The organism is Phenylobacterium sp., assembly GCF_004799395.1.
In the GTDB taxonomy this organism is placed as follows: domain Bacteria; phylum Pseudomonadota; class Alphaproteobacteria; order Caulobacterales; family Caulobacteraceae; genus Phenylobacterium.
Window position 1 is genome coordinate 1 of sequence record NZ_SSMZ01000077.1, and the last position, 2,439, is coordinate 2,439.

The 2,439-nt window shown below is 68.1% G+C and carries 3 protein-coding genes; 2 read left to right on the forward strand and 1 reads right to left on the reverse strand.

Going from position 1 to position 2,439, the window contains the following annotated elements; all coding sequences use genetic code 11:
* Positions 1 to 176 precede the first annotated feature (176 nt).
* Positions 177 to 803, reverse strand: a complete 627-nt coding sequence (phaR, locus tag E8A12_RS05150; RefSeq protein WP_293366739.1) for a polyhydroxyalkanoate synthesis repressor PhaR — start codon at positions 801 to 803, stop codon at positions 177 to 179.
* A 174-nt stretch (positions 804 to 977) separates the two neighbouring features.
* Here phaR and E8A12_RS05155 point away from each other — a divergent pair, with 174 nt between their 5' ends.
* Positions 978 to 2,153 carry an acetyl-CoA C-acetyltransferase gene (locus tag E8A12_RS05155; protein WP_293366740.1) on the forward strand — a complete coding sequence of 392 codons (1,176 nt, stop codon included), beginning with the start codon at positions 978 to 980 and terminating at the stop codon, positions 2,151 to 2,153.
* Positions 2,154 to 2,199: 46 nt separating this feature from the next.
* Positions 2,200 to 2,439, forward strand: a 240-nt coding sequence (locus E8A12_RS05160) for an SDR family NAD(P)-dependent oxidoreductase (protein WP_293366742.1), incomplete at its 3' end; no start/stop codon positions are given.

The window sequence follows — 2,439 nt, forward strand, 5'->3', positions numbered from 1 at the left end:
GGGACCGGCAGCAGGCTGGCCTCGGTCTCCTGCGTCAAATCGGCACGGTCGGGCTCGCTCTCGGCCTTGCGGCTGCGGCGGGCCGCGGGGGCCCTGCGGAGAGGATCGACGGACATCGTCATGCTGCGACTATCTGTGCAGGACTCGGGCCACCCGTCGAGTCCGGGCTCCGCGCTTCAGCGCTTGCCGGCCAGCTTCTCAATCTGGGCCTGCATGTCTTCCATCTGTTTGCGGAGCGTGACGAGAGCCTCATCGGCGGCTGAAACGGTCGCGGCGGGCGGTGGTTCCGCCTTAGGGGCCGGCGCGGGCGCCGGCTCTTCCGGCCGGGCGGCGTAGGCGAACGGCGAAAACATCTTCATCGCCCGGTCGAAGAGGGCGAGGTTCTGACGCACCTGCTCGTCGAAAACGCCGATCCCGGGCGCAGTCTGGCCCAGGGCGGAGAACTGGGTGCGCATGCGCTCCTGCTGCTGGGTGAAGCTGGCCAGCGACAGCTCCAGGTACGAGGGCAGGAAGGCTTGCATCGAGTTGCCGTAGAAGCCGATCAACTGGCGCAGGAACTGGATGGGCAGCAGGCTCTGCCCCTGGCTCTCCTCCTCGAAGATGATCTGGGTCAGGACGGAGCGGGTGATGTCCTCGTTGGTCTTGGCGTCATAGACCACGAAGTCGACGTTCTTCTTCACCATCTCGGAGAGGTGTTCGAGGGTGACGTAGCTGGAGGAGGCGGTGTTGTAGAGTCGCCGGTTGGCGTACTTCTTGATGACAACCCGCTCGCCCGGGGCGGCTGTCCCTTCCGTGTCGGCCATCCCAAATCCTTATGCCGGGCCGCGAACCTCCGCGAACCCTGTTTCTGCAGCGCAGTATCGCGGATGCGAGCAGAATGGCAATCGGCGCCAATTCACACGCGGGGTTGCGGAAATGTCGTGCGCTCCCAATAGATGGAGGAGGGCCGTCCCCTCCGAGGTCAAGGAATCCGCGTCATGGCCGACATCGTCATCGTCTCCGCCGCCCGCACGCCGGTGGGCTCGTTCAATGGGGCGCTCTCCAGCCTGCCCGCCCACGAACTTGGCAAGATCGCCATCCTGGCCGCCATCGAGCGCGCGGGGATCACCCCCGCCGACGTGGACGAGGTGGTGTTGGGCCAGGTGCTGCAGGCCGCCGCCGGCCAGGGTCCCGCCCGCCAGGCCAGCGTCAACGCCGGCATTCCGGTGGAAAGCCCCGCCTGGAGCCTGAACCAGTTGTGCGGCTCGGGCCTGCGGGCCGTGGCGCTGGGCGCCCAGCAGATCATGGATGGCTCGGCCGACATCGTCATCGCTGGCGGCCAGGAGAGCATGAGCCAGGCGCCGCACGCCCAGAACCTGCGGACCGGCCAGAAGATGGGCGACCTGGCGCTGGTGGACACCATGATCAAGGACGGTCTCTGGGACGCGTTCCACGGCTATCACATGGGCCAGACCGCCGAGAACATCGCGGCCCGCTGGCAGATCACCCGCGAGGACCAGGACAGGTTCGCGGTCGGCTCCCAGAACAAGGCCGAGGCGGCGCAGAAGGCCGGCAAGTTCGCCAGCGAGATCGCGCCCGTCACCATCAAGGGCCGCAAGGGCGACACCGTCGTCGACCAGGACGAATTCATCCGCCACGGCGTGACCCTGGAGAGCATCTCGGGACTGAAACCCGCCTTCAACAAGGAAGGCTCGGTCACCGCCGCCAACGCCTCGGGCCTCAACGACGGGGCCGCGGCCCTGGTGCTGATGAGCGCCGACGAAGCCAAGAAGCGCGGCCTGAGGCCCCTGGCGCGCATCGCCTCCTGGGCCAACGCCGGCGTCGATCCGGAAATCATGGGCACCGGCCCGATCCCCGCCAGCCGCAAGGCGCTGGAGCGCGCGGGCTGGTCGGTGGCGGACCTGGACCTGATCGAGTCCAACGAGGCGTTCGCGGCGCAGTCGCTGTGCGTCGTGCGCGACCTCGGCCTCGACCCGGCCAAGGTCAACGTCAACGGCGGGGCGATCGCCATCGGCCATCCGATCGGCGCGTCCGGCGCCCGGATCCTGACCACCCTGCTGCACGAGATGAACCGCACGGACGCAACCAAAGGCCTCGCGACGCTCTGCGTCGGCGGCGGCATGGGCGTGGCCATGTGCGTCGAGAAGGTCTGATCCGAGCGGCGGACCAACCGCCGCCGTCGATAGGGAGAACGAACGTATGGCCAGGGTAGCGCTGGTCACGGGTGGAACCCGTGGCATCGGGCGGGCGATCGTCGAGCGGCTGACCGCCGACGGGATAAGGGTCGCCGCCGGCTACTCCGGCAACACCGAGGCCGCCGAGGCCCTGAAGCGCGAGACCGGCGCCATGGTCATCAAGGGCAATGTCGGCAACTTCGCCGACTGCCAGCACGCCGTGGCCGCCGTGGAGGCCGAACTCGGTCCTATCGATATATTGGTC

Coding starts and splice junctions, on each gene's coding strand:
- phaR (WP_293366739.1), bottom strand. CDS start 803: ATGGCCGACACGGAAGGGACAGCCGCCCCGGGCGAGCGGGTTGTCATC.
- E8A12_RS05155 (WP_293366740.1), top strand. CDS start 978: ATGGCCGACATCGTCATCGTCTCCGCCGCCCGCACGCCGGTGGGCTCG.